Here is a 23,564-nt window from a genome sequence, read left to right on the forward strand (position 1 = left end):
GATCAGGTGAGCGCAGGCTCCGCCTGGTGTGCGTCAACGCTCTCCATGATCCTGTCGTGAGAAGCGGCAGCCGTCAGCGCTTCGTTCTCGGCCTGGATTCGTCCGAGCTCGGATTCCAGGTCCTGGACGCGCTGCTGGAGCCGTCGCATCTCGGCGAGGAGTCGCGGGTCGGAGCCGCCGACGTAACCGAGAAGCGCCTTTGCCATGATGGATGGTCCTCCACAATGCGTGACCGACCGCTGCGGTGTGGGTCGTGAGGGATTCGCACCCGCGGTCTTGGCAGGGCCTGGAGTTGTACTGCCGTTCAGCCATGCCAAACAGCTAAGGTGCGCGGGGCTTTCAGCGTCTCACCAAAAAGTTTGACGGTCAACACGATCACGCCCCGTATTGGGGGCGACCCGGGCACGCGCGGCCTGGAACGGCCGTACTGCGGCTTCTGCGGGGCCCTCGGGGCGTGGCGATCATCCTTGCGTGTGGAGCGGGCCAAGGCAAGCGGTTCCGGCAATCACCAGGGAGTTTCCCTCCGGGGCGGTCGTGAGCGAGCCGCTGTCGGGCGGCGCCGGCCACCGCCCGGCGGGGGTGATCACCGGACGGCGAAGCCGTCATAACCGCCGCGAGGTGTGTCCCAGATCTCGGTGACGCCGTCCACGCGGCCGGGCGTGTCGTCACTCCGGAGCCACTCCAGCAGGCCTTCGCAGCCCTGGCGCCCGCCCTCGGCGACCACCTGAACCCGTCCGTCGCCCAAATTGAGAGCAAAGCCACTCAGGCCACCGATCTCCAATGCCTTGGCCCGCGTGAACCAGCGGAAACCCACACCTTGGACGCGTCCACGCACCCAGGCGACCAATCGCACATCCTCGCTCATGACTGCAACCTAACCGCCCAATCTCTCTCCGGGCACTTCCTCCCCTTGCGCCATGCGGTACCGTCCCCCCTCAACGAATCTCATATGAAACTCACACGATCGAGTGAGTTTGGTGTTGATCTCGAGGACGAGTCGACCGCCAGGACGAGGAAGGCCAGGACATGGGACGCCACCGACGCTCCGACGCCGGCCGCGCCGCCACGGGCCGCGCCACGGGAACCACCCACGCCGACGGCTTCGCGGAGGGCCACGATCCGCTGTACTCCGGCGCGGACGACGCCCCGACGATGGGCATCGCGCCCTATCTGAACCCGGAGGCGTACGCCCACAGCTACGCGAAGAGCGAGGCCTACCTGTTCGGGGCGGAGGCGGCCGCCGCGGGTGACCGCTACGAAGACTCGGCCGTTTTCGCGAGCGACGGCTTCACACCCGACGGCGGCGCCCGGCGCGCGGGTTCGCACCGCCGCCGCAAGAAGGCCGCCCGGCCCATGCGCACCGGACTGCTCGGTGTCTCCGCCGCCGTCGCCCTCGGCACGGTCGCGGTCGCCACGGGCGCCGTGCCCGGTCTCGAGAACTACCAGCTCGGCGGCAACGGCGGAGCCGACAAGGTCCAGGCTGGGGACACGCCGACGAACACCCCGATCGAGCAGGGCGGCACCTCGGGCAGCGCCGAAAGCCGAGACGAGGCGTCCACCAGCCGGAACGCCGAGCGTGCCGGCTCGCCGTCGCCGTCCGCCTCGAAGTCGTCGGCCGCGCCGACGAAGACGCCGGAGAAGCCGGAGAAGACGCAGGAGAAGACTCCGGAGAAGAAGAAGCCGGCGGCCACCCCGAGCGAGAAGCCGGACGACACGCCCTCACGCACGGCCACGAAGGCGCCGCGGAAGCCCAGCGCTTCCGCCGCCCTGTCCGGCGAATCCAGCGCCGCGGCCCAGGTGCTCAGCCTCGTGAACGAGGAGCGGGCCAAGGTGGGCTGCAGTCCGGTCGCCGCCAACAGCGCCCTGACCGGCCTGGCCCAGAGCTACAGCGAGGACATGGCCGCGCGGGGCTTCTTCGACCACACCGACCCGGACGGCCGCACGCCCTGGGACCGGGCCGAGAAGGCCGGGATATCCAACCTGGGCGGTGAGAACATCGCCCGCGGCCAGGCCGACGCCGCGGCCGTGATGGACGCCTGGATGAACAGCCCCGGCCACCGCGCGAACATACTGAACTGCGACTTCAAGACGCTGGGCGTCGGTGTCGAGCTCGGCTCGGGCGGCCCCTGGTGGACCCAGAACTTCGGCTATTGAGATAACCGCAGGTCAGCGGGCTAGGCACCCTCGTGGGCCGCGTCCGGGCCGTCAGCGGCGGCTTCCCCATCCGAGAAGACGCGGTCCACAGCGGCCCGGGTCCGGGTCCCGCTCGACGGCATCAGGTGCGTGTACGTCCGCAGGGTGAAGCCGGGGTCGTGGTGTCCCAGGTACTCGCTGAGAGCCTTGATGCTCTCCCCCGCGTCCAGCAGGACCGAGGCATAGAAGTGCCGCAAGGCGTGCATGCCGTTGTCCCGCCCGGTCTCGACACTCGCGGCCCGAAGCGCCGGCCGCCAGACGCGATCGTTAAAGCGGTTCCGGTCGAGCGGCAGTCCGGCAGGCCCAGTGAAGATGAGCGATGCCGTGACCGGCGGACCGTCGAGGTTCTTCCACGGAAGCGTGATCCGCGTCGCGGGGTGGCGCTTGAGGTGAGCGGCCAAGGCGAAGGCGACGGACTGCGGCAGTGGCACATCCCGTTCCTTGCCGCCCTTCGGAGGAGCGAACACCGGCCGGTGCTGCCGCAGTAGCTTGACCTGCCGCACTACGTGGACCACTCCCCCGAGGAAGTCGACGTCTTCCACGGCCAGGCCGAAGACCTCTCCCTGACGTAGTCCGCATCCGGCAGCGACGTTGACGAGCGCCTGGTAGCGGTCCGGCAGGGCCGAGCGCACATCCATGATCCGCTCAGCAGGCCAAGGCTTGACCTTGCGAGGCTCTAGACGCGGCGCCCGCACGGACCGAGCGCTGCATGGGTTGGCGCGGATGATCCGGTCTTCCACGGCGGCGGTGAACACCGTCGACACGTGGGCGAAGATGCCGCGCCGGTACCCGGCGGAGAGCCCGCGGTCCTCCAGCGTCCGCAACCAGACGCGCAGATGGGACGGGGTGAAGGACGCTAGAGGCCGCGTGCCCAGGTACGGGATCGCGTGGAGTCGCAGACGACTCTCCACCGCCTCGCGAGTCAGCGGGTCAGTGATCTGCGAGGCCATCCACTCAGTGGCGTACTGCTCGAACGTGACCTTGCCAGCTCCGGGGTCCACGTAGTCCCCCCGCGACATGTCGGCCTCGATGTTCGCCAACCACTGCTCCGCCTTGCGCTTCTGCTTGTCAGGGAAGCTCTTGGACTTCTCGGAGCCGTCGGGGCCGACGTATCGGGCGCGATAGCGCAGGCCGACGCCAAAGCGGTCGGTCTTGACCTTGACGGTCTTGCCGTCGGCACCGGGCTCCACCTTGTACCAGCGGTCTTGCACGTGTCCGGCCATCAGGCTGCCTCTTCCATCTGGGACTCGACCCAGACGCGGACGTCTTCGGGGTCGAAGCGAAGGTGCCGGCCGACGCGGAAGCCGCGCGGTCCGGTCTGCTTGCGGCGCCACTGGTAGACGGTCTCGACGGGGACGCCGAGGAGGTCGGCCAGGTCGACGGGGGTCAGGTAGCGGTCGGGCAGCGAGCGCTTCAAGCCCACACCTCCACGTCGTCCATGTCGTGCAGGTCAGCGAGTGCTTCGCGTGCTGTCTCGCGATTCAGGCGCAGGTCTCGGGCGATGCTGGCGGCGAGCCAGGATTCGCCGGGGCTGTGGCCCTGTCCGGCGTACGTCCAGTGGGCGAGGACGAGCGTGGAGCCGTCCGTGTCGTCGAAGTCTTCGGAGAGCCCGCGTTCGCGGCGTTCCTGCCGGGCGCGGAAGTCAGCCCGCGCCTGGCGCAGCGTGCCGAGGGTCGTCGAGTAGCTGCGGGATTTGGTGGAGAAGTGGCCGCGGAAGCCGAGCATGTGAGCCCACCGGGCCAGCAGCCGTTCCGGGTACGCGTCATCCAACGCCCAGCACGCTTCGATGAGCCGCCGGGTGTGCGCAGGCAGCGGCAGCTTGTCCAGCTCGGGCAGCTCCCCGATCCGGCGATCCACCGTGCCTGTGGTCTCAGCCGCCTTGGTGGCGTACTTGGCCACGTAGGAGGCGACGGCCTGTTCGGTCAGTTCCTCGTGCCCCATAGCCCCGATGGCCTGCACGTCGACCTGAGAGCCCCAGCGCAGGACCCGCGCCGGGTGGTCACCGGAGACAGGCACTCGCACCGAGACCCGCCCGGCGGCGGCCCGGATCGCACCGTCCAGAAGAGCCACCGTGGCCCACGCTGGCGGAGCAGTGTCGGGACCGGCCGGGCCGTCCAGGCGCACCACGGCGTGGAAGTGCACTGCCCCGCGCTTCTGGAACTCAGCGACCTTGCCGAAGGAGACCCGGCATACCTCTCGCAGCGCCGACTGTGTCAGGCCCGCCCGTGCGGCGATCTCCCGACGCAAGTAGATGGTGAAGCGCCGCCACAGGTCACCGGCGTAGTTGTTGAACAGGACCGACCCCGCGTAGTCGTACCGCTCCGGGTCGAGGGCCGTACCGAGCGCTGGATCATCCTCGGCATGGACGGTCCCGCAGCGGCAGCGTCCGGAGTCGGGGCGATTGTGGACCGGGCCGAACGACGGCGCGGTGAGGGTGGCAAAGACGCGCGGGTGGTCCCGCACGGTCGCGGGCACGTCTTTGCGTTCGTCGCCCGTGATCCCGGCCCGGATCAGGTGATAGGTGTCGCCCGCGTAGGTCCAGGCGCATGCTGGGCAGCGTGAGGCCCGCCGGTTACCACAGGCGACCCGCAGCATGCCGCCCGGCTCATGTTCGGTGCTGTAGGAGTACAGGACGTCACCGGTCGCGGCATCGCGGGTCACCGTCTGGCCCATAAGCCGGATCGGGTTGGCGCAGCCGCCAGTACGGCGCACTTGTTCCTGCCACCGGTCGAAGCCTGACGTGTTCGCCACTCGCAGCAGGTCTGCCAGGGTCACAGGGTTAACCCCCAGGGAGGCCGCAGCACCGGCCACGGCCTCCGGGGGGACGGGGAACACCGTCACGCGGCACCCCCGCACAGCGAGCAGGGACCGTAGCCCTCCTCGTACCAGTCCGCATCCACGTCGACGGCCCAGCACGCCCACACCCGCCGGGTGTCGTGGCACGCGGGGCACGGTCCGTCCAAAAGGAAGCGAAGGCCCCGTTCCCGGGCCTCATCGTTCACCGGAACGAACAGCGTGACGAGCGCCGCCAGCTCCGCGGCCCGCCGGTCGCGCGTGGGGCTGGGGAACCGCTCGGCGTGAGCCCGATTCTGTTCGGCCGTGGCCCTCTTCCGTGCACGGCAGCGCCGGTATCCGGCCTCTAGAGCAGCGATGTCACGGAGCCGGTCCAGGCCCACCCGATTGACGCCCTGGATGATCCAGGCAATGAGGTGCGCTTCGTCGCCGCGCTTGTACCGGTAGCCGTCCGGCAGATCTGAGGCGTACAGCGCCACAGTCCGCTCTCCGTTAGACAGGTCTTCGACCGATACGGACGGCACAGGTAAACCGGCCGAGGAGACGTGCTCAGCAACCATGGTTGCGGGCATGATGGGACTTCCCTTCGAGGGAGCCAGGGGCGGCGGTTCTTCTTGGCGGTTGAGGCGCCGTCCCTGGGCAGAGGTTTGGTGGTGCCAGATCTCTCGTCCTTGCGGTGCTACATCCCTAAGGTTCCCTAGGGCACCTTAGGGTGTCAAGCGGTACGCTAGGGAAGTAGCCACGGACAAGGGAGCTGACGCAATGGCCGACCAGGCAGACAATCGAGCGCCCTATGCGCAGATTGCCGCCCACTACGCGGAGCTGATCACGTCTGGCGAACTCCAGCCGGGCTCGCTTCTGCCAAGCATCAAGACCCTTTCGCAGGAGTGGAGCGTCAGCACCGCGACTGCGGAGAAGGCCTTGCGGAAGTTGCGTAACGAGGGCCTCGTCAGGGGCATCCACGGCATCGGGACCGAGGTTTTGGACCGTCCCGCGCCTATGTCCTCTGGGGCTCAGCGCCAAGACCGAGGCCGCCGAACCGGGTCCAGCTGGGGAACCGGCGAACGGTCCGATTCCCATCAGGCGTCGGTGGTGCCGGCGCCCGCGGACGTGGCGCAAGCGCTGGACCTCAAGCCCGGTTCCAGCGTGATCCGGCGCAGCCGGGTCTACCGCGACCGGCATGGAATCGTCGCGCACTCGACCTCATGGATTCCCGTCCGGTACGGAGAGCTGATCCCACAGCTCACGAGCAGTGAGCGACTGACCGGCGGAACGTCGCTGCAACTCATCGCCCAGGCAACCGGACGCCCCATCACGCACCGGTTCGACACCGCGTCGGCTCGGTTGCTCACGCCCGAGGACGCGCAGTTGTTGGAGCTGGATCCCGAGGCGGCGCCGCAGGACCCCGTGGTCGTCATGACTGCGAAGTTCGTCGACAGTGAGGGCACGGTCGTTGAGTACGGTGTCGACCTCGGCGGCCCCGGCCGTACGTGGCAGACGGCATCGGAAGTCGCCCAGTGACCGCCGTGGACAGCGCTCGTCAACCGTTCTGCGTCCTCATGGCGGGGCTCCCCGGCTCAGGGAAGACCACTCTGGCCCGTGCGCTGACAGCACGAGGGTTCGTCCGACTCTGCCCGGATGAGGAGATGTTCCGCCGACACGGGGTGTACGGGGTGGACTTCCCCCGAGGAACGTTCCCGACCCTTGAGCGACCGATCCTCGAAGAGACAGCAGTGGCACTCCGTGACCAGCTCCAGGCCGGGCACGATGTGGTGGTCGACCATGGCTTCTGGACGCCGGAAGACCGTGCTCACTGGCGCTCGGTTGCGACTGAAGGTGGAGGAGTCTCGGTGGTGGTTTACCTCGAGGCCAGCCACGAGGAACTGTGGTCCCGCGTGAGCAAGCGCAATGCTCGGCATGAGGACGACCCGAACTCGATCTACTTCGCCGAGAGCGACCTAATCCGCTATCGCAAGCGGTTCGTTGCCCCGAAGCCCGACGAACCGCACCTTGTCTATGACGGCGACCCTGAGTCTGTCCTTAAGGCACTGCAGTCAGAGCTGAGCCGCTCATAGCCGGGACAAGAGACCGCCAGGGCACGAGTTACAGGTTTCTCTACCTCATCAAGCCCCGGCTGCGCTCCGCTCCGCCGGGCGCGCTTCCCGGCTCCGCTCCGGGCGCCGCTCCTGCCTTCGGCCCGCTCCGCCCGCGCTGCGCCGACGCGCGCCCTGGTATGGGTAGGCCGACGGCATGAGGTCAGAACACGTCGTGGCTGGGGCGGTCGGCTCCACGGCTTTAGGCAGCCACTTTGGGGCGAGCCTCTAAGATCATGGCCCCAACGTCGTGCTTTAACGGGCAGGTCCACAGACTGCCCGACGCGCCGGAAGCTTACGGGGCCATGATCACTCGCCCCAAAGCAGCTCCCGCCCAAAGCCGCTCCGCCGACCTAGTCCGAGCCCTCAGATCCTGGCGCCTTCGTTGAGGTGCCGAAGAAGCTCAGGGGAATCGGCTACAGCAGCTCGGGCGTCCGCCATGGCTCTCTTAAGACGTGCTTTCCAGAGGAGTCGGGAACGTTGTGGATGCCAGAGCGAGTGATAGACAACCTCGCTCGCCGCGTTCAAGCCTCTGACATACCGGGTTGCCAGGCCCCCGCCGTACTCAGGATCGGGGTACTCCTCAAAGCTGCGCCGACTTTCCAAGTAGAAGGCCACACGAGTCCGCGTGTACCACTCAGATACTTCGCGTGGCACCCCGGCGATCATGGCGGCTGACTCAAAAGCGTGAACCGCTCTGCGTAGCCGTCGCCACTCTTCAGGGTCGCCTTGGGACCAAACCGCTTCTTCCAGAGTCGTCATTGCGGTGCGAGCAGCGGCACGAGCCTGGCGACGCTCCGGAGCGGCACTGACGTACTGGGCAACAACTGCCCCCGCGCTGCCAGCGCCGAGGAGCTGAAGCACCCCCACAAGATCCACCACATGGGGACCGTATCAGCGGCCCAACACCCATCTGCCCGTGTTTTCGGAATGGGGCCGTCTCTGGGCCGTCGAAGGGCGCTCAACGACGACCAACACTGACAACCACCGACAGCTAAGTCGCAGGTCGCAGTGTTGATCGATTACGGGGCCGCAGGTCAGAGACCCGGCCCATCACTTCTTCGGCTACTAGACCCCGCGGACGACGCTCAGGCGGCGGCCAGGCCCTTGAGGAACACCCTGGCCGTCTCCGTCACGCGGCGGCCCAGCTGCTCGGCGGTGGCGATGTCGGCCTTGTGGACGGCGTCCGGGCCCTCGTCGGCGTTGGTCTGAGCGGCCGCGCCCAGGAAGACGCCGAGACGGTTCAGGTCGTGCTCGGAGCCGGTGCTGCTGTTCCAGCCCGGGAGCAGACCGAGGCTGACCCAGTGCATGCCGAGCTGCGCGGCGAGGATCTGGAAGTACTGCAGGGTGTGCAGCTTGTCGCCGCTCTTGGACGCGGAGTTGGTGAAGCCCGCGGCCAGCTTGTCCTTCCAGGCCTGGGTGGCCCAGCGCTTGGAGGTGGCCTCCGCGAAGACGTGGAAGGCGCCGGACGCGGTGCCCATGTAGGTCGGCGATCCGAACACGATGGCGTCCGAGCGGTCGAGGATCGCCCACTGTTCCTCGGTGATCTCGTCGACCCTGATCAGATGGACCTCGGCACCGGCTTCGACGGCACCGGCACGGACGGCCTCGGCGATCACGGCGGTGTGGCCGTAGCCGGAGTGGTAGGCGAGGGAGACGACAGGGGTGGTCACGTGAGTGCTCCTGAAATAGGCAGGTGGCTGAAGATGACCAAAGGAAAGCACTAACTTCTGGTTAGTGCAACCTGTTGGTTAGCGCTGCGCTGACGTAGGCTGGGCATATGACCACCACCCAGGAGCTCGCGGAGGGGCTGGACGACCTCCCGTACAACGTGTTCGCCAAGGCCTGTCCGTCGCGCGGCACGCTGGAGCACATCACGGGCCGTTGGGGCGGCCTCACGCTCGGCGCCCTGTACGAGGGCTCGCTGCGCTTCAACGAGCTGCGCCGCCGCGTCGACGGGGTGAGCGAGAAGATGCTGTCCCAGACCCTGCACGCCCTGGAGCGCGACGGCTTGGTCCACCGCGAGGCCCAGCCCACCAACCCGCCCCGCGTGGACTACGAACTGACGCCGCTGGGACGCGCCGTGGCCGAGCGCCTGCTCGCCCTCATCCACTTCGTGGAGGGCAGCATGGACGACGTCCTGGCCGCGCGCGAGCGGTACGACTCCGCTAGGGCGTGATCCGCGGCGGCCGCTGGCACTTCGGGCAGAAGTAGCTCGACCGGTTCATCCAGGGCCGCCGCCGCATGGGCGTGCCGCAGCGCCGGCAGGGCAGGCCCTCGCGGCCGTACGCGTCGAGCGACCGGTCGAAGTAGCCGGATTCGCCGTTGACGTTGACGTACAGGCTGTCGAAGCTGGTGCCGCCCACCGCGAGGGCGGCGTTCATCACGTCCCGCACATGGCCCAGGAGCAGCAGGGTGCGCGGGCGCGTGAAGGTCGCGGTCGGGCGCTCGTAGTGGATGCGGGCGCGCCACAGCGCTTCGTCCGCGTAGATGTTGCCGACGCCGCTGATCAGCGACTGGTCGAGCAGGGCGCGTTTGATCGTGGACCGCTTGCGGCGCAGCGCCTGGTGGAAGGCCTCGTCGTCGAAGAGCTCGTCGAGCGGGTCGCGGGCGATGTGCGCGATGACGTCGGGCAGGCCCTCGGGGGTGTTCTCGTGCAGCGACAGACCGCCGAAGGTCCGCTGGTCGACGAAGCGGAGTTCGGTGTCCAGGGCGTCGGTGAAACGGACCCGGATGCGCAGGTGCTTCTCGTCCGGGGCCGTGTGCGGCTGGACCAGGAGCTGGCCGCTCATGCCGAGGTGGGCGAGGATCGACTGGTCCGTGTCCTCCAGGGGCAGCCACAGGTACTTGCCGCGACGGCTGGGGACGCCGATGCGGTGGCCCTTCAGGCGGTGCGCGAAGTCGTCGGCGCCCGCGAGGTGGCGGCGCACCGCACGCGGGTGCAGCACCTCGGCCTCGGCGACGGTGCGGTGGGCGACCCACCGCTCGAGACCGCGCCGTACGACCTCGACCTCGGGCAACTCGGGCATGGGGTCCCCCGTCACAAACCTGTGGATGGCGCGAGCGCCCGCCCCGGGCAGGGGCGGGCGCTCGGGTGCGCTGCACACATGCCGCCCGGTGCAGGGCGGCGGCGGTCAGCCGTCGGCGGCGGCGTCGACGGCTTCGTGGGCGGCCTGAGCGGCTGCCGTCTGCGTCGCCTCCGCGGCTTTCGCCGCCTTGGCGCGCTCGTCCGCCGCGGCCCGGATGGACCGCCATGCGGACTCGGCGGCTTGCTGCTCCGCCTCCTTCTTGCTGCGGCCGGTGCCGGTGCCGTACGAGACGCCTCCGACGCGGGCGGCAGCAGTGAAGGTCTTCTCGTGGTCCGGGCCGGTCTCCGTGACCAGGTACTCGGGAACGCCGAGCCCCTCGGTCGCGGTGAGCTCCTGGAGACTGGTCTTCCAGTCCAGGCCGGCTCCGAGATTCGAGGATTTCTCGATCAGGGGGTCGAACAGGCGGTGCACGAGCTCCGCCGCCGAGTCCAGGCCCTGGTCGAGGTAGACCGCGCCGATCACCGCTTCGAGGGTGTCGGCGAGGATGGACGCCTTGTCCCGGCCGCCCGTGCCCTCTTCACCCCGGCCGAGCCGGATGAAGGAGCCCAGGTCGAGCCCGCGGCCCACTTCGGCGAGTGCACGCGAGTTGACCACCGCGGCCCGCAGTTTGGCCAGTTGGCCTTCCGGCAGGTCGGGGTGGGTGCGGTACAGCGTGTCCGTGACCACGAGGCCGAGGACGGAGTCCCCGAGGAACTCCAGGCGCTCGTTGGTCGGCAGACCGCCGTTCTCGTATGCGTACGACCGGTGGGTCAGTGCGCGCACCAGAAGGGCGGACTCGAGCTTGTAGCCGAGCCGCCCTTCCAGAAGCGTGTGGGACGAGGCCTGGTTGTTGTCCGCCGGAGCACTCCCGCTCACACGGGAAGACTTGTTCTTAGGCGTGGACACAGTGCCTCTCACCAGCCGCTCAGACCTCGAGGACCTGGCGCTTGTTGTAGGTGCCGCACGACGGGCACGCGATGTGCTGCAGCTTGGGCTCGTGGCAGCGCTCGCACGCAACCAGGGTGGGGACCGCAGCCTTCCACTGCGACCGGCGGTGGCGCGTGTTGCTGCGCGACATCTTCCGCTTCGGAACAGCCACGGCTACTTCTCCTGCTTCTCGTCGACGCCCGCTTCGGCGCCGCTCATCTCGTCCTTCTCGCCGTCCTTCATGGTGCCGGCGAGTCCCTGCAATGCCGCCCAACGGATGTCGACGGCGTCGTGGTGGTGGTCCGGGTCGTCCGCCAGCCGCGCGCCGCATTCGGCGCACAGACCGGGGCAGTCTTCCCGGCACACCGGCTGCATCGGCAGTGCGAGCACCACCGCATCACGCAGCACGGGCTCGAGGTCGAACAAGCCGTCCTCGAGGAAGAGCCTGTCCTCGTCGTCCTCGGCGTCGTCGCCCGGTTCCGCGATCACGCGGCCCCGGTCATCGGCGTCAGGGTACGAGAACATCTCCTGGAAATCCGCTTCGAGCTCCTGCTCGAGCGGCTCCAGACACCTTACGCACTCCCCTTCGGCCGCGGCACGGGCGGTGCCTGTGACGAGCACCCCTTCCATGACCGACTCCAGGCGGAGTTCGAGTTCCACCGGGGCGCCTTCCGGCACTCCGATGACTCCCTTGAGACCGAGGTCCTTGGGAGCGTCGACCGTGCGGGTCAGGCGCTGGAGCGCACCAGGCCGCCGGCCCAGCTCGTGCGTGTCGAACACGAGGGGGTTGCGGTGGTCGAGGCGGGCGTTCAGAGCCATTCCTGCTTTCGATCTGTGGAACTCGGGGAGCCGCCGCCCTTCGGTGTTCCGGGCAGCGTTGATCGCGGACGTACGCGCGACCGAAGAGCCAGGATACTGGACCTTTCGCTGTCGGCCCAATCCGGTGCTCAGCCCTGGCCGCGGCCCTGCTCGTAGGCCCGCAGCTGCTCGGCGCTGATCATGCCGGTGTCGAAGAGGCTGGTCTCGTCGAGGGCGTACCCCTGCTGGGCCTGCTGCACCTGTTCCTGGGCCTGCTGCGCCTGCTGCTGGGCCTGGTGCGGGTCGTAGGCGGCCTGCTGGGGGTCGTAGCCCTGGTAGGCGTAGGGATCGACCTGCGGGTAGCCGTACTGGTCCTGCTGGGCGGCGTAGGCCTGCTGCGGGTAACCCGCGTACGGGTCGGGCTGCTGCTGGACGGGGGCGTACGCCGGCTGCGGCTGCCCGTAGTCCTCCCGAGCCGCGGGCCGCTCGGCCGGGGGCTTTTCCGCGAGGGCGGCCAGGTCGGCGAGGTAGTCGGCGTCGCTGGAGTGCTGGACGGTGCTCGCGTCGTGGGCGAGGGCGCCGAGGTCGTCGGTGGCGATCCGGCCGTGCAGCTTCTGCCGGCCGCGGCCGACCGCCTCCAGGGTCTTGGCGAGGACCGCCTCGAAGGCGCCGAGCTTGACGTCGACGTACTCGTCGGCGCTGCGGCGCTGGGTCTCCGGGTCGTGGCTGCGCTCGGGGGCGTCCTCATCCTCGTAGCCCTGCTCGTCGGTGCCGGGGCCGGTGCCCAGGAGCTTCTCGCGGCCGCGGCCGACGGAACCCAGGGTCTTGGTGAGGACGACCTCGAAGTTGGCGAGCTTGGAATCGACGTACTCGTCGGCCTCGGCGCGGATCTCCTCGGCCTCCTGGCGGGCCTCGGCGAGGATCCGGTCGGCCTCGGCCTGGGAGCGGCGGGCGATCTCGGTGCCGGAGATCAGCGAGCCGCGTTCGGCGTGCGCGCTCTCGATGATCCGCTGAGCCTCCTGGCGGGCCTGCTCGACCATCTGCTCACGGCCGCCGATCAGCTCCTGCGCCTGGGCGAGGGAGTCGGGCAGGGCCGCGCGCACCTCTTCCAGCATCGCGAGCAGGTCGGCGCGGTTGACCACGCACGAGGCCGACATGGGCATGGACCGGGCGCCGGAGACCGCGGAGACGATCTCGTCGAGCTTCTTCTGCACGTCCACCGTGTGCTCGCCACTCTCTACAGATGCGTTGGAGACGGACGGGACGACTGTACGGCCATGAGGTCGCCCCGGGACACCGGGTGACGGGCAGTCAGGACCCCGTGGGAGGCCCGGGGCGACCTCAGTCCTTGCGCAGGCGCTCGGTGAGCTCCTGGAGGACCTCCGCCGGGACCAGGTGGGAGACGTCGCCACCCCAGGTCGCGACCTCCTTGACCAGGGAGGACGACAGGAAGCTGTAGGTGGGGTTGGTGGGGATGAAGAGGGTCTCCACACCCGAGAGGCCGTTGTTCATCTGGGCCATCTGCAGCTCGTAGTCGAAGTCGCTGACCGCGCGCAGGCCCTTGACGATGGCGGGGATGTCGCGCTGCTTGCAGAAGTCGACGAGCAGGCCGTGGAAGGCCTCCACGCGGACGTTGCCGTACTCGGCGGTGACCCGGCGGATCAGGTCGATCCGCTCCTCGATCTCGAACAGGCCCTTCTTGGCCTGGTTGATCATCACCGCGACGTAGACCTCGTCATACAGCCTGGAGGCGCGGGAGATGATGTCGAGGTGTCCGTTGGTGATCGGGTCGAACGACCCGGGACAGACGGCGCGGCGCACTTGTGATCCCTCGCTCTCCGGTCCGGTCATCGTGCGTCTTCGCACGTAGAGGCGGCGCGACCGTACCAAAACGTTCCCTCGCCGTAGCGACGGGCCCGGAGGGGTTCGAAACCCTCGGGCCACCGGAATTCACCGCCTCTGGTGCTGCGCTCCACGGTGACGAGGGCTTCCCCGGTGAGCCACCCCTCCGTGCGGAGTGTGAGGAGGATCTCCCGAAGATCGTCGTCCGAGACGGCGTACGGCGGGTCGAGGAAGACGAGGTCGTACGGGTCACCGGGGGGTGCCGTGCGGATGATCTGTTCCGCTTTGCCCGATCTGACCTCCGCGCCGGGGAGCCCGAGACTCTTCACGTTCTCGCGGACCGTGCGGACGGCTTTGGCATCGGCCTCCACGAGGAGGGCGTGGCCGGCGCCCCGGGAGAGGGCCTCCAGGCCGACGGCCCCCGAGCCGGCGTAGAGGTCGAGGACGCGTTCACCTTCCAGGGGGCCGCCGAGGAGCGACTGCCAGGTGGAGAAGAGGCCCTCCCGGGCTCGGTCGGAGGTGGGGCGGGTTCCCGTCCCTGGCGGAACGGCCAGGCGGCGTCCGCCGGCCTGGCCGGCGATCACGCGGGTCATCTGTCGTCCTTGGTCGTGGGTCGCATCAAGTTTCAGTGTGGCTGGTCGCGCCCTCGCGGTGGTAGCCGCATATGGATTACGCCCCGCGCCCCTGAGGTGGCCGTACTCACCCCTTGTCCAAGTACTGCTCTCTCTCCTCGTCCAGAAGGGCGTCGAGGGCCGTGCGCAAGCCGGGCAGGCCGGTCAGCTCCGGGTCGGCCGCCACCACCGCGGTCGCCTCCTGTCTCGCCTCGGCGATGATCTCCTCGTCCTCGATGACCGCGAGCATCCTCAGGGAGGTGCGGGCGCCCGACTGGGCCTGGCCCAGGACGTCGCCCTCGCGGCGTTGTTCGAGGTCGATGCGGGACAGTTCGAAGCCGTCGAGGGTGGCGGCGACCGCGCCCAGGCGCTGGCGGGCCGGGCTCGCCTCGGGCATCTCGGTGACCAGGAGGCACAGGCCGGGGGCCGAGCCGCGGCCCACGCGACCGCGCAGCTGGTGGAGCTGGGAGACGCCGAAGCGGTCGGCGTCCATGATCACCATGGCGGTGGCGTTGGGGACGTTGACGCCGACCTCGATGACCGTCGTGGCGACCAGGACGTGGGTCTCGCCGGCGGCGAAGCGGCGCATGACGGCGTCCTTGTCGTCGGGGTGCATCCTGCCGTGCAGGACCTCGACCCGGAGGCCCTGGAGCGGGCCCTTGGACAGCTGGTCGGCCACCTCGAGGACGGCGAGCGGCGGGCGCTTCTCCGCGGCGTCCTCCGGGGGCTGCGGGGCCTTCTTCCTGCCGGCCTTCTTAGGGTCGTCCTCCTCGTCGCCGATGCGGGGGCAGACGACGTACGCCTGATGGCCGTTCTCCACCTCCTCGCGGACCCTCTCCCACGCGCGGGACAGGAAGTGGGGCTTGTCGGCGGCCGGGACGACATGGCTGGCGATCGGCGAGCGGCCGGCCGGGAGCTGGTCCAGGACGGAGGTCTCCAGGTCGCCGAAGACGGTCATGGCGACCGTGCGCGGGATGGGCGTGGCCGTCATGACCAGGAGGTGCGGGGGCTGTTTGCCCTTGCCGCGCAGGGCGTCGCGCTGCTCGACGCCGAAGCGGTGCTGTTCGTCGACCACGACCAGGCCCAGGTCGTGGAACTGCACCTTGTCCTCGATCAGCGCGTGCGTGCCGATGACGATGCCGGCCTCGCCGGTGGTGAGGTCGAGCAGGGCGTGCCGCCGGGCGGCCGTCCCCATGGAACCGGTGAGCAGCACCACCTTGGTGGCCTGCTCGGACCCGCCCAGCATGCCGCCCTCGGCCAGCTCGCCCATCATCTCGACGATGGACCGGTGATGCTGCTGCGCGAGCACTTCGGTGGGCGCGAGCATGGCGGCCTGGCCGCCCGCGTCGACCACGGCGAGCATGGCGCGCAGGGCGACCATGGTCTTCCCGGAACCGACCTCCCCCTGCAGCAGCCGGTGCATCGGGTGATCGGTGGCCAGGTCGTCGAAGATCTCCCGGGAGACGCGCTGCTGGCCGTCGGTGAGGGTGAAGGGGAGGCGGGCGTCGAAGGCGGTGAGGAGGCCGTCGGGGGCGGGCTTGCGGGGGACGGCGGGGAGTTGGGCGTCCGCGTGGCGGCGGCGGGCCAGGGCGACCTGGAGGACGAAGGCCTCGTCCCACTTGAGGCGGGAGCGGGCGTCCTCGATGTCCGCCTTGGTGTGCGGGCGGTGGATCTTGAGGAGGGCCTCGGGGAGGGGCACCAGGCCGCGGCCCTGACGCAGGGTGTCGGGGAGCGGGTCGACGGCCTCCTGGGCGGTGGGCAGGACCGTCTGGATCGCCTTGCCGATCTTCCAGGACTCCAGCTTGGCGGTGGCAGGGTAGATCGGGATCAGGGCGCCCGCCCAGGTCTCGACGGACTCCTCCGGGTCACCGCGCAGCAACTCGTAGGCAGGGTGCGCGAGTTGGAGGCGGCGGTTGAAGACGGAGACCTTGCCCGCGAACATCGCGCGGGTGCCCGGCAGGAGTTCCTTGTGGGGCTTGTGGACTCCGGCGCCGAAGAAGACCAGTTGGAGCCGGCCGCTGCCGTCCGTGATCGTGACCTCCAGGCGCTGGCCCTTGCCGCGCGGGGCCTTGGCGGAGGCGAAGGTGTGCAGGCGGGCGTCGGCGACCTGCGCGACCACCGTGACGTGCTCGTCCATCGGGAGATCGGCAAGGTGGGTGAGCTGGCCGCGCTCCTCGTATCTGCGCGGGTAGTGGTGGAGGAGGTCGCCGACGGTCAGCAGGCCGAGGTGCTCGGCCATCACCTTCGCGGTGGCGGGGCCGAGCACCGACTTCAGCGGTTGGCGCAGGGGTTCTTCCAGTGCGGGCACGAGATCCATTGCACACCACGCCACTGACAATGACTTCCAGGCTGCGGCCGGATCGCCGTAAAGATCCCGGAAACCCCTGGTCAGGCGGCTGGTTCGGGCCTTAGGATGACGCGCTCCCGGCCCTTCTTCGCGGTCACCGCCTCACCGGGACCGCCCGACCCCGCGCCGTCGCGAGTCCCCCACCGGCGCCGTGATGATGGACTCCCAGACCTCACAGGCATCCCAGCCCTCCCCATCGCCCCCTTCACCTCATACCTTCCAGGTCGACCTGCGCGGCATGGTGGACCTGCTCTCCCAGCACCTCTACTCCAGTCCGAAGGTGTATCTGCGCGAGCTGCTGCAGAACGCCGTGGACGCCATCACGGCCAGACGCGCGGACGAGCCCGGCGCCCCTGCCCGGGTCCGGCTGTACGCGGAGGGCGGCGCCCTGCGTGTCGAGGACACCGGCGTGGGGCTCACCGAGGCGGACGTGCACAGCCTGCTGGCCACCATCGGGCGCAGTTCGAAGCGCGCCGAGGGGCTTCAGGAGGTCCGGTCCGACTTCCTCGGGCAGTTCGGGATCGGGCTGCTGGCCTGTTTCGTCGTCGCCGAGCGGATCCGGGTCGTCAGCCGCAGCGCCCGTACGCCCGGGGCGCCGCCGGTGGAGTGGACGGCGTCCGAGGACGGTTCGTACACCGTGCGGACGCTGCCGGACACCGAGCGGCCCGAACCGGGCACCACCGTGCATCTGGTGGCCCGGGCGGGCGCCGCGGAGTGGCTCGCGCCCGGGCGGGTCGAGACGCTGGCCCGGGACTTCGGTTCGCTGCTGCCGTACGACGTGCGGGTCGGAGACGAGGCGGTCACCGACCTTCCGGCACCCTGGGACCGTCCGTACCCGGGCCCGGCCGCCCGCCGCGTCGCCCTCGCCCGGCACTGCCACGAGCTGTTCGGCTTCACCCCGCTGGACACGATCGACCTGTCCGTGCCGGTGGCCGGCATCCGCGGGGTGGCCTACGTGCTGCCCTCGGCGGTGAGCCCGGCCCAGCGCGCGGGTCACCGCGTGCATCTGAAGGGCATGCTGCTGACCGAGCGGGCCGAACAGCTGCTGCCCGACTGGGCGTTCTTCGTGCGCTGCGTGCTCGACACGGACAGCCTGCGGCCCACGGCGTCTCGCGAGGCGCTGTACGAGGACGAGACGCTGGCCGGTGTGCGGGAGGCGCTGGGCGAGCGGATCCGGACCTGGCTGACGGGGCTGGCGGCCGGTGACCCGGAGCGGCTGGCCGCGTTCCTGTCGGTGCACCACCTGGGCGTGAAGTCGCTGGCCCGGCACGACCGGGAGATGCTGCGCACGATGCTGCCGTGGCTGCCGTTCGAGACGACCGGCGGGCGGCTGTCCCTGGAGGAGTTCGCGCAGCGGCATGCGGTGGTGCACTACACGCGGACCGTCGAGGAGTACCGGCAGGTCGCGCCGATCGCGTCCGCGCAGGGCATCGGCGTGATCAACGGCGGTTACACGTACGACAGCGAGCTGGTGCGGGCGCTGCCGTCGGTGCGGCCGGGCACGGTGGTCGCCGAGCTGGACGCGGAGACGGTGACCGCGCATCTGGACGCGGTCGACCCGGCCGAGGAGCTGGCCCTGTCCGGCTTCCTGGCGGCGGCCCGGGCCCGGCTCGACCCGCTCGGCTGCGACGTCGTCCTGCGGGCCTTCCACCCGCTGTCCCTGCCCGCGCTGCACCTCGACGACCGGGACGCCCGGCACGAGCAGGCCAGGGCGGACGCCGAGGCGCAGGCCGACGACCTGTGGGCGGGCATCCTCGGCTCCCTGCGCGGCAGCGCCCCCCGCGCGCGTCTGGTGCTGAACCATCTCAACCCGCTCGTGCGGCGGATCGCCGCGCTGCCCGACCCGGAGCTGATCGGCACCGCCACGGAGTCGCTGTACGGGCAGGCGCTGCTGATGGCGCAGCGGCCGCTGAGGCCGGCCGACTCGGCGCTGCTCAACCGCGCGTTCATCGGCCTCCTGGAGTGGGCCACGCACAGCGAGGACGGTCGGGCATGAGCGAGATCCTGGACTTCGACGCGCTGCGCGAGGCGATGGCGGAGAACGCCGGGCGGCCGGAGGGGCCGGCCCGCAACGCGCGCGCGGAGCAGCTGCTGACGGCGGCCGAGAAGCTGAACATCCCGCTCGCCGTGATCGAGGCCCTCGGCCATCAGCTGAAGGTCTACAACTACAGCTCCGAGAAGGGGAAGATGTTCGTCCCCTTCGCGCGGCTGCTGCGCATGTGGGACGAACGGCCCGAGGACTTCGACGCGTACGAGACCCACTCGCTGCACTGGGTCTTCAAGTGGGTCTCGGCCGGCATGCTGGACCAGCCGCACATCCCGCTCACGTCGATCGAGAAGTGGCTCGGCGAGATGGAGCACCGCTACCGGCTCGCCGGGCACTCCGAACGGGCGGTGCGCAGCGCCGAGCACAGTGTGGCCGCGCATGTCGGGGACGTGGCGCGGGCCGAGCGGGCGTACGCCGCGTGGCTGGCCGCCGACCGGGACGGCATGGCCGACTGCCACGCCTGCGAGCTGCACGGTCAAGGCTGGTGGCAGGCGGAGCAGGGGCGGGACGCTCAGGCCCTGGAGCTGTGGCGGCCGGTGCTGGAGGGCGAGTACGCCTGCGCCCACGAGCCGCACTCGGCCCTCGCGTCCTCCCTGGTGCCGCTGCTGCGGCTGGGCCGCCTGGACGAGGCCCGCGCCCACCACCTGCGGGGCTTGCGGCTCGTCCGGACGATGGAGAGCATGCGCGGCGCGTACGCGGAGCACGTGGAGTTCTGCGCGCTGACCGGCAACGAGGCGCGGGGCCTCGAACTGCTCGCCGAGCGGCCGGCGTACTTCACCGGTGACGGGCATCCGCAGAGCAAGCTGGACTTCATGAGCGTGGTGGCCCTGCTCATGGACCGCCTGACCGGGCTCGGGCTGGGCGAGCGGCAGGTGCCGGGCCCGGCCGGCCGGGAGTGGACCGCACGCGCCCTCGCGACGCACGCGCGCGAGGAGGCCCTCGCCCTGGCGGCGCGCTTCGACGAGCGCAACGGGACCACGCACGTGAGCGAACGGGCACGCGCGCGTATGGCGCGGCGACCGCTGGTGGAACGGCTGCCGCTGGGGGTGCGGCCGGTGCGGCAGGCGCCCCCGCCCGCTCCCCCCGCGGCTCCGGCCCCCGTCACCCGGCAGCCGGATCTGCCCGCCCTCCTGACCGAGGCACGGAGGCTGTCGGACACCCTGCAGCCGGGCGCCGTGGAGGCGTGGGCGGCGGTAGCCGAGGCCGCGCGGGGCGTCGAACTGGAGCCGCGCGACCGTGCGGAGATGGCCGACCACGAGGCGATGTCCCTCGGCCCCGAGGGCATCGCCCTCTTCGAACAGGCCGCCGGCCTCTACTCGGAGGCGGGCGACCCGGGCGAGGCCCTCGCGGCACGCGCGCGTGGGGCGTACGTCCGCGCGCTCGCGGGCGACGTGGACGGCGCCGTCGCGGCGGTGACGGGTCCGTACGACGAGGTCCTCGCCCTGTACGCCGCCGACGGCACGGGGATACGGCAGACCGCGGCCGTCGTGATGAGCCGGGCGCGGATCCTGACGCGGCGGGCGCACGACGGCGAGGGCGACAGCGCGGTGCGGGCCGAGGCCGAGGCGGCCGTCCGGGAGGTCCTCGCCCTGGTCGGCGGCCGGACCGCGGAGGACGTGCGGCTGGCCGCGCGGGCCGCCGAGGCCCGGGCGATGCTCGGGGAGCTGGCGGGCCTCGCAGGGGACCTGGAGACGGCCGCGGAGCTGTTCGCCCGGGGCGCGGCGGCGTTCGTCGAGGCGGGGCTGCCGTGGTTCGCGGTGGAGTACGAGGCCCGGCTGGCCTCCCTGGCCCACCACCTCGGCGACACGGCGGAGGCGGAGCGGGCGCTGCGGGCGGCCCTGGACCACGGCGGAGCGGAGCTGGAGGCGCCCGGACGGGCCCAGCTGCACCTCCAGCTCGCCGAGGTCGTCGGTGGCCGGGGCGACGCCGTGGAGGCCGCCCGGCACGCCCTGGAGGCGGCGCACTGGGCCGACGAGGCGGGCGAGACGGCGACGCTGGGTGCCTGGGCGCGACAGCAGCTCGGCGGCCATCTGCTGCGGCAGGGGCGGTGGGCCGAGGCCGCGGAGGTGCTGGAGTCGGCGCTGCCGGACCTGACCGCCGAGACTCACGGCGACGGGGCGGTCGTGCAGACGCAGTGGTGGCTCGGTGACTGCCTGAGCGAGCTCGGCGAGCACCGCGCGGCCGCCGAACGGCGCCTGCAGGCCGCCGAGATCGCCCGTCACTGGCCCGAGCAGCACGACCACGCGACCCTCGCCCACCTGGCCGGGGAGTCCCTCGGGCAGGCCGGGCTGCCCGCCGAGGCGGACCGGGCCTACGCGCGCGCGGGCGCCCTGTGGCGCGACCTCGGCAACACGACCGGCCTGGTCCGCTCCCTGCGGGCCCGCGCCTGGCTGGCGCTGCACGCGGAGGACGGGCCGGGAGCGGCACGGAACCTGATGGCGGAGGCGGTCCGGGAGTGCGAGGCGGCCCGGGATGCGGCGTCCGACGGGGAGTCCCGGCAGCAGCTCGTCGCCGAACTGGGCCATACCCACGGTCAGTTCGGCGATCTGCTGGTCCGCTCCGCCTCCGAGGACGCCGAAGGCCCTGCGGCCCGGGCCGTGTTCGAGGAGGCACTGGCTCAAGTGGTGCGGTCGGCGGAGGTGTTCACCTCTCTCGGGGACGACGCCCTGCACAGCCGCACCGGAGCGGAACTCGCGGCGGGCCGGCTGGAGGCCGACCTGGGCCGCCCCGCCGACGCGATGGCACGCGCGCGTGCCGTGCTGGCCGCCTACGAGGGGCACGGTGCCGGTGAGGACGATGTGGTGCGGGTTCGGCGGTTGGAGGCGGAAGAACTGCTCCGCCTGCCGGCACGGCGGCCGGACTGAGCGGGCCGGGCCTACTCCACGCCGATGAGGAGCAGGGCCCCCTGCCGTCCGCCCCGGTACAGAACGGTGTCGACGGCGAGGTACCTCTCGCGGACCCGGCCCTCCAGATGTTCGGCGACGGTGTCGGGGGCCTCGTCGCCGAGGACCAGGGTGACCATCTCGCCCCCGGCCGAGAGCATCCGGTCCAGGACGGTCTCGGCGGTCTCGGCGACGTCCGAGCCGATCACGGCCACGTCCCCGTCGATGAGCCCCAGGACGTCCCCGGCCTGGCAGATGCCGGCCATCGTCCAGGACTGGCGTTCGGCGACGGTCACCTCGGCGTAGCGGGTGGCGCCGGCGGCCGAGGTCATCGAGACGACGTCCTCGTCGAAGCGGCGGTCCGGCTCGTGCACGGCCAGCGCCGCGATGCCCTGAACCGCCGAGCGGGTCGGGATCAGCGCCACGCGGATGCCCTCCGTGCGGACCTGCTCGGCGGCAGCCGCGGCCGTGTGGCGCAGGTCGGCGTCATTGGGCAGCAGCACGACCTCGCGCGCGTGGGCCCGCCGCACGGCCTGGACGAGCTCACCGCTCGCGGGCGGCTCCCCGGGGCGGGCGAGCACGGTCGTCGCGCCGGCCTCGGTGTACAGACCGGCCAGGCCCTCACCGGGCACGACGGCCACCACGGCCCGCTGGGCGCGTTCCCGGGGCGGCCGCTCGGCGCCGGTGGTGTGCACGTCGCCCGCGCCGAAGTGCGTGATGCGGATCCGGTGGGGCCGCCCGGCCTCGATGCCGGCCTCGACGGCGGCACCCGCGTCGTCCACGTGGACGTGGACGTTCCACAGTCCGTCGCCGCCGACCACGACGAGGGAGTCGCCGAGGGCGTCGAGCCGCTCGCGCAGCCGCTCCACGCCCCGGTCCTCGGCCTCCAGGAGGTAGATCACCTCGAACGCCGGTCCTTCCCGGCCCGGTGCGGCGGCGCTGTCGGCGCACTCGTCCCGGACGCCGTCCACCGGGGCGGGACCCGCTCCCGGGTCCACGCGAGCGTGGAGAGTCCCGGAAGGGCCGGTGCACGCACTCCCCGCGAGCGCCCTGGCCTTCTCCCCCGTGAACGTCTCCACCAGCGCCCCGAGCACCGCCACCAGTCCCCGTCCCCCGGCGTCGACCACTCCGGCGCGTTCCAGGACGGGCAGCTGGGCCGGGGTCGCGGCGAGGGCCGCCCGGGCCCCGTCGTAGGCCGCCCGGGCCACCGTCCCGCAGTCGCCCTCCGCGCTGTCCGCGGCGTCGGCGGCGGCCGAGGCGACGGTGAGGACGGTGCCCTCGACGGGATGGGCCACGGCCCGGCGGGCGGAGTCGGCCGCGTGCCGCAGGGCGAGCCGCAGGCCCTGCCCGTCCGCGCGAGCGGCGCCGTCGCCGGCCAGCACCTGGGCCATGCCGCGCAGCAGCTGGGCGAGGATCGTCCCGGAGTTCCCGCGGGCACCGATGAGGGCGCCGTGCGCCATCGCCCGGGTCGCGTCGGCGAGCGTCGGGCCGTCCGGGCCGGACGCCGCCGCGTGCCCGATGAAGACCGCCTCGACGGCCGCGACGGCCGACTCCACGGTCAGATACAGGTTCGTGCCGGTGTCCCCGTCCGCGACCGGATAGACGTTGATCGCGTCGATCTCCTCACGCGCCCGCCCCAGGGTCTCGAGCGCGAGACCGCACCAGGTGCGCACCGCGAGAGCATCGAAGAATGTCTGCGGCACCTGCGCCACCGCGCCTCCCTGAGCTGCTGGACGTGGCACGCAGCGTAGACCCCGGGGCGGTGTTCGCCGGAAGAGGGAGGGGACCGGGCCCCTGAGCTGCCGTGGTAGTTTCGTTCCACGGGTGCAGCCGTTGTATGCTGCTCCGGTTGCCCGATCTGATCGGGCCTTCCCCCTGGCAACGCCACTCAGATCTCGCGGGCTCCTGGAGCCCGAGAATCTCGATCCCGGCCTGCCGGGATCAACCGTAAGTGCATCTGAAG

22 protein-coding genes are annotated in these 23,564 nt (G+C 71.0%); 6 read left to right on the forward strand and 16 right to left on the reverse strand.

All coding sequences use genetic code 11. The annotated features are described in order from the left end of the window. Positions 1 to 2: 2 nt before the first annotated feature. Complete coding sequence (locus ACFY9E_RS30590) at positions 3 to 206, reverse strand: hypothetical protein (RefSeq protein WP_030852030.1); 204 nt, start codon at positions 204 to 206, stop codon at positions 3 to 5. 377 nt (positions 207 to 583) lie between these two features. Then, positions 584 to 865: an acylphosphatase gene (locus ACFY9E_RS30595; RefSeq protein WP_390989373.1), complete on the reverse strand. Its 282-nt coding sequence runs from the start codon at positions 863 to 865 to the stop codon at positions 584 to 586. 161 nt (positions 866 to 1,026) lie between these two features. On the opposite strand from ACFY9E_RS30595, the gene ACFY9E_RS30600 reads away from it, so the two are divergent. Then, entirely contained in the window at positions 1,027 to 2,154 is a 1,128-nt protein-coding gene (locus tag ACFY9E_RS30600) for a CAP domain-containing protein (protein WP_390989375.1), read from the forward strand. Between the two features lie 20 nt (positions 2,155 to 2,174). On the opposite strand, the gene ACFY9E_RS30605 is transcribed toward ACFY9E_RS30600, so the two are convergent. The 4 genes from ACFY9E_RS30605 to ACFY9E_RS30620 are packed head-to-tail and all read right to left on the reverse strand — an operon-like array spanning position 2,175 to position 5,558. After that, the gene (locus tag ACFY9E_RS30605) at positions 2,175 to 3,416 is read right to left on the reverse strand and encodes a tyrosine-type recombinase/integrase (RefSeq protein WP_390989377.1); all 1,242 of its coding nucleotides are present in this window, start codon (positions 3,414 to 3,416) and stop codon (positions 2,175 to 2,177) included. Beyond that, entirely contained in the window at positions 3,416 to 3,610 is a 195-nt protein-coding gene (locus ACFY9E_RS30610) for a helix-turn-helix domain-containing protein (RefSeq protein WP_365420006.1), read from the reverse strand. The genes ACFY9E_RS30605 and ACFY9E_RS30610 overlap by 1 nt, the downstream gene beginning before the upstream one ends. Further along, positions 3,607 to 5,004: a replication initiator protein RepSA gene (gene repSA, locus ACFY9E_RS30615; protein WP_390989610.1), complete on the reverse strand. Its 1,398-nt coding sequence runs from the start codon at positions 5,002 to 5,004 to the stop codon at positions 3,607 to 3,609. The genes ACFY9E_RS30610 and repSA overlap by 4 nt, the downstream gene beginning before the upstream one ends. 26 nt (positions 5,005 to 5,030) lie before the next feature. Next, on the reverse strand, positions 5,031 to 5,558 hold the full coding sequence (locus ACFY9E_RS30620; RefSeq protein WP_390989379.1) for a hypothetical protein: 528 nt from the start codon (positions 5,556 to 5,558) through the stop codon (positions 5,031 to 5,033). A gap of 190 nt (positions 5,559 to 5,748) precedes the next feature. Here ACFY9E_RS30620 and ACFY9E_RS30625 point away from each other — a divergent pair, with 190 nt between their 5' ends. Together ACFY9E_RS30625 and ACFY9E_RS30630 are read left to right on the forward strand one after the other, a co-directional pair. Next, a complete protein-coding gene (locus ACFY9E_RS30625) occupies positions 5,749 to 6,507 on the forward strand; it encodes a UTRA domain-containing protein (protein WP_390989381.1) in 759 nt (252 codons plus the stop codon). Then, positions 6,504 to 7,061, forward strand: a complete 558-nt coding sequence (locus tag ACFY9E_RS30630; protein ID WP_390989382.1) for an AAA family ATPase — start codon at positions 6,504 to 6,506, stop codon at positions 7,059 to 7,061. Before ACFY9E_RS30625 ends, ACFY9E_RS30630 begins: the two co-directional genes overlap by 4 nt. Positions 7,062 to 8,167: 1,106 nt before the next feature. Here the strand turns inward: ACFY9E_RS30630 and ACFY9E_RS30635 are convergent. Next, positions 8,168 to 8,752 (reverse strand): NAD(P)H-dependent oxidoreductase, encoded by a 585-nt coding sequence (locus tag ACFY9E_RS30635; protein WP_390989384.1) that lies wholly within the window; start codon positions 8,750 to 8,752, stop codon positions 8,168 to 8,170. Between the two features lie 107 nt (positions 8,753 to 8,859). Between ACFY9E_RS30635 and ACFY9E_RS30640 the strand changes: the two genes are divergently transcribed. Further along, complete coding sequence (locus ACFY9E_RS30640) at positions 8,860 to 9,258, forward strand: winged helix-turn-helix transcriptional regulator (RefSeq protein ID WP_390989386.1); 399 nt, start codon at positions 8,860 to 8,862, stop codon at positions 9,256 to 9,258. On the opposite strand, the gene mutM is transcribed toward ACFY9E_RS30640, so the two are convergent. From mutM to recG, 8 genes are all read right to left on the reverse strand, one after another. Further along, on the reverse strand, positions 9,248 to 10,108 hold the full coding sequence (mutM, locus tag ACFY9E_RS30645; protein WP_390989389.1) for a bifunctional DNA-formamidopyrimidine glycosylase/DNA-(apurinic or apyrimidinic site) lyase: 861 nt from the start codon (positions 10,106 to 10,108) through the stop codon (positions 9,248 to 9,250). The two genes, ACFY9E_RS30640 and mutM, sit on opposite strands and share 11 nt — an antisense overlap. Positions 10,109 to 10,213: 105 nt before the next feature. After that, entirely contained in the window at positions 10,214 to 11,065 is an 852-nt protein-coding gene (gene rnc / locus ACFY9E_RS30650; protein WP_390989390.1) for a ribonuclease III, read from the reverse strand. A gap of 7 nt (positions 11,066 to 11,072) precedes the next feature. Next, positions 11,073 to 11,246 (reverse strand): 50S ribosomal protein L32, encoded by a 174-nt coding sequence (gene rpmF / locus ACFY9E_RS30655; RefSeq protein WP_007493396.1) that lies wholly within the window; start codon positions 11,244 to 11,246, stop codon positions 11,073 to 11,075. Positions 11,247 to 11,248: 2 nt separating this feature from the next. Next, positions 11,249 to 11,893: a YceD family protein gene (locus ACFY9E_RS30660; protein WP_390989392.1), complete on the reverse strand. Its 645-nt coding sequence runs from the start codon at positions 11,891 to 11,893 to the stop codon at positions 11,249 to 11,251. Positions 11,894 to 12,021: 128 nt separating this feature from the next. Then, positions 12,022 to 13,092 (reverse strand): ATP synthase F0 subunit B, encoded by a 1,071-nt coding sequence (locus ACFY9E_RS30665; RefSeq protein ID WP_390989394.1) that lies wholly within the window; start codon positions 13,090 to 13,092, stop codon positions 12,022 to 12,024. A gap of 121 nt (positions 13,093 to 13,213) precedes the next feature. Next, positions 13,214 to 13,693: a pantetheine-phosphate adenylyltransferase gene (coaD, locus tag ACFY9E_RS30670; protein ID WP_104781443.1), complete on the reverse strand. Its 480-nt coding sequence runs from the start codon at positions 13,691 to 13,693 to the stop codon at positions 13,214 to 13,216. 26 nt (positions 13,694 to 13,719) lie between these two features. Further along, complete coding sequence (gene rsmD / locus ACFY9E_RS30675; RefSeq protein ID WP_390989396.1) at positions 13,720 to 14,307, reverse strand: 16S rRNA (guanine(966)-N(2))-methyltransferase RsmD; 588 nt, start codon at positions 14,305 to 14,307, stop codon at positions 13,720 to 13,722. Positions 14,308 to 14,413: 106 nt separating this feature from the next. Further along, complete coding sequence (gene recG, locus ACFY9E_RS30680) at positions 14,414 to 16,642, reverse strand: ATP-dependent DNA helicase RecG (protein WP_390989397.1); 2,229 nt, start codon at positions 16,640 to 16,642, stop codon at positions 14,414 to 14,416. Positions 16,643 to 16,829: 187 nt separating this feature from the next. Here recG and ACFY9E_RS30685 point away from each other — a divergent pair, with 187 nt between their 5' ends. Together ACFY9E_RS30685 and ACFY9E_RS30690 are read left to right on the forward strand one after the other, a co-directional pair. After that, complete coding sequence (locus ACFY9E_RS30685) at positions 16,830 to 18,668, forward strand: HSP90 family protein (RefSeq protein WP_390989612.1); 1,839 nt, start codon at positions 16,830 to 16,832, stop codon at positions 18,666 to 18,668. Then, entirely contained in the window at positions 18,665 to 21,583 is a 2,919-nt protein-coding gene (locus tag ACFY9E_RS30690) for a tetratricopeptide repeat protein (RefSeq protein ID WP_390989399.1), read from the forward strand. Before ACFY9E_RS30685 ends, ACFY9E_RS30690 begins: the two co-directional genes overlap by 4 nt. Positions 21,584 to 21,594: 11 nt before the next feature. On the opposite strand, the gene ACFY9E_RS30695 is transcribed toward ACFY9E_RS30690, so the two are convergent. Continuing rightward, positions 21,595 to 23,313 (reverse strand): DAK2 domain-containing protein, encoded by a 1,719-nt coding sequence (locus ACFY9E_RS30695; RefSeq protein WP_390989401.1) that lies wholly within the window; start codon positions 23,311 to 23,313, stop codon positions 21,595 to 21,597. Positions 23,314 to 23,564 lie beyond the last annotated feature (251 nt).

The organism is Streptomyces sp. NPDC012466 (genome assembly GCF_042955215.1).
Lineage (GTDB): Bacteria > Actinomycetota > Actinomycetes > Streptomycetales > Streptomycetaceae > Streptomyces.